The organism is Acinetobacter sp. YH12142 (genome assembly GCF_013418435.1).
Classification (GTDB): domain Bacteria; phylum Pseudomonadota; class Gammaproteobacteria; order Pseudomonadales; family Moraxellaceae; genus Acinetobacter; species Acinetobacter amyesii.
Map to the genome: position 1 here is coordinate 1 of NZ_VPCB01000044.1, position 2,414 is coordinate 2,414.

At 36.7% G+C, this 2,414-nt stretch carries 2 protein-coding genes; both read left to right on the plus strand.

The window, feature by feature from the left end; translation table 11 throughout:
* Positions 1-166: 166 nt before the first annotated feature.
* Positions 167-805: an ABC transporter ATP-binding protein gene (locus FTU77_RS15795; RefSeq protein ID WP_180056182.1), complete on the plus strand. Its 639-nt coding sequence runs from the start codon at positions 167-169 to the stop codon at positions 803-805.
* Positions 802-2,064, plus strand: coding sequence for a hypothetical protein (locus tag FTU77_RS15800; protein WP_180056183.1), 1,263 nt, complete (start codon positions 802-804; stop codon positions 2,062-2,064). Before FTU77_RS15795 ends, FTU77_RS15800 begins: the two co-directional genes overlap by 4 nt.
* Positions 2,065-2,414: the final 350 nt, after the last annotated feature.

Below are 2,414 nucleotides of genomic sequence, written 5' to 3' on the forward strand. Positions count from 1 at the left end.
AGTAACTTGGACCAGTGTTGATCATTTAGCATTGTTCGAGGCATAGCGAGTGTAAAATTGGGTTTGGCGATTTAATTTTACTATCTCGCTATTTTTTTAATCAACAAATGTCAACAGACCCTAATAATAAATCAATAACTTAAGATAATAAATCAGGAACATCATCATGGTTTCTTTGAGCTTGCAGCAACTGTCCAAATCTTTTGCGGGAAAAAGTATATTTTCAAATTTAAATTTAGAGTTAAGCGAATTCGGAATTGTCGCTGTTGTTGCTGAGAATGGAGTAGGGAAGTCCACCTTACTTGCGATGATTGCGGGGATGTTGGATTTCGATACAGGCAATATTTTGATTAATGATCAGCAATATGCCCCTCACAACAATCAATACAAGAAACTTGTGGCCTATGTGCCAGATAAAAGCCCTATTTATGATTTTTTACAAGGGCAGGAGTTTCTGAATTTAATGTGTGATATTCGAGGGATAGCGCATGAGCAGTATCAAATCTTCATTGAAAAATTTAAATTAGAACACTATTTAGCCACGCCGTTTGCTGACATGTCTTTTGGCACAACCAAAAAGTTTTTATTGGTTGCAGCCTTAATGACTTCGGCACCTTTACTGATTTTGGATGAACCGAGCAATGGCTTAGATCAAAATGCCTTGGCTGAATTAACAAGTATACTTTTACAGCAGAGCCAATCAAAATTGATTCTATTGTCTTGCCATGATCCTGTATTTAGAGACAGTCTTGCAGCAAAAATCATCGAGCTGGATCGGCTAAAGTCCAATGAGCAGACGGCATGAATAAACAAAGACATGTTGGGCAGCGAACAATTATAAAAACGCTTTTGAAATACCGATGGACATACTATGTCAAGACCACAGCAGACGCAGTTGCACGGCAAAAGCATTTACTTATTTTAGTCACATTAATTCTCGGGCCAATGTTATTCGGACTGCTCTTATCATTAGTGCAGCCTATTATTGATTTGGTTTATTGCAAATCATTAATCACGAATTTGTTTCTTTGGACAGGCTTTCTTGCCTTAAATGTATTTTGGTGTGCGATACAACGTAAAGCTTTGAGCGGTGGGGAAGGGTATCGCTATCTAGCGCTATTGCCCATCACGCTTAAAAGTCGTTTTGCAGTGGAAATCAAATTTTTAGGGAGTTTAAGCTTTTTGATGTTATTGCCATTTGTTTTGGCGCTTCTATATGTTTGGGTTGAGTATGAACTCTTGGCTTCCCTTGGCATCAGTGTATTGATGCTACTTTGGATCTTTAATTTATTAATTATACAAATGCTGTTTTTACAACAGAATCAATATTGGGTTTTAGTGTGTCTTTTGACATATTCGCCCATTTTGAGCCTTGCGATATTGGACGCTCAACTCGTTGCGGTGTTGTTATCTACATTCATCTGTATAGCGGCAATAAAATTCTGGCTGCTCGGTAGGAAATCAAAACCAATAAAGCTGCAAGTACCTAACGTATTTGTGATACAGAAATATAGCCCACTCTGGCTCAATCAGAATAAATTAATTATTCGTCAGGCATTTCATAAAAGATTTCTAACCCACCGTATTGTCAGTATCGGTATTTCGGTTACAGCGGTCGTGATTTTGTATTGGTTCGCCACACAGGCGGATACTTGGAACATCATGAGCCTTGATTTCACTGCTTCACAATTATTCCAATTGATGTGTGCCATCTATATTGCACTGAGTTTATTCAATCTAGGCGTGATAAAAATGGACTTAAAATCAAATTTTGAATATGCAGAGCGATTCTGGATCATTCAAGGATTCACACTATGGCAGCTCAGAAAATACGAATACTGTGTTTTATTGATAATTGGCTTAATGATGAGTGTGCCAGTCTTGATGTGGCAACTGCTGAAAGGTGGATTCGTTGATGTGCTATTGATGGCGACATTATTTTGTATCGCCATTCCATTTATTCAATGGTTGTATAGAAAACCTGAAGAAGTGCACGGTGTTATGCCAATTTTAATGTTTATCATATGGGTGCCTGTGGCGTATTGCATGCTTTCTGTACGCTAAAAACACTTTTTTAAGTAAAACACACTGATTTAGTAGAATAAATAAACAAACGTAATGAAAAACTAAAAATAAATGAAAAAGGGTGTTGCAACGAATATGAAATGCTGTAGAATGCACATCCATCGGCGGTGATGGAGATTAAAACTTCTGATAAAACAATGACTTGGTTGAATTGATTAAGTTGGGTTTTATTTTTTAAGTTTAAAAATAATTTGAATTACTAGTTGACTCTTTAGAAATAAAGAGTAATATAGCCGACCTAGCTTGCTGGTGACGAACCAACAAGAAGATCATTAAGAGATTATGAAGAACAACTTGTGTGGATTTTTACTGATTGATCGATCGAAATT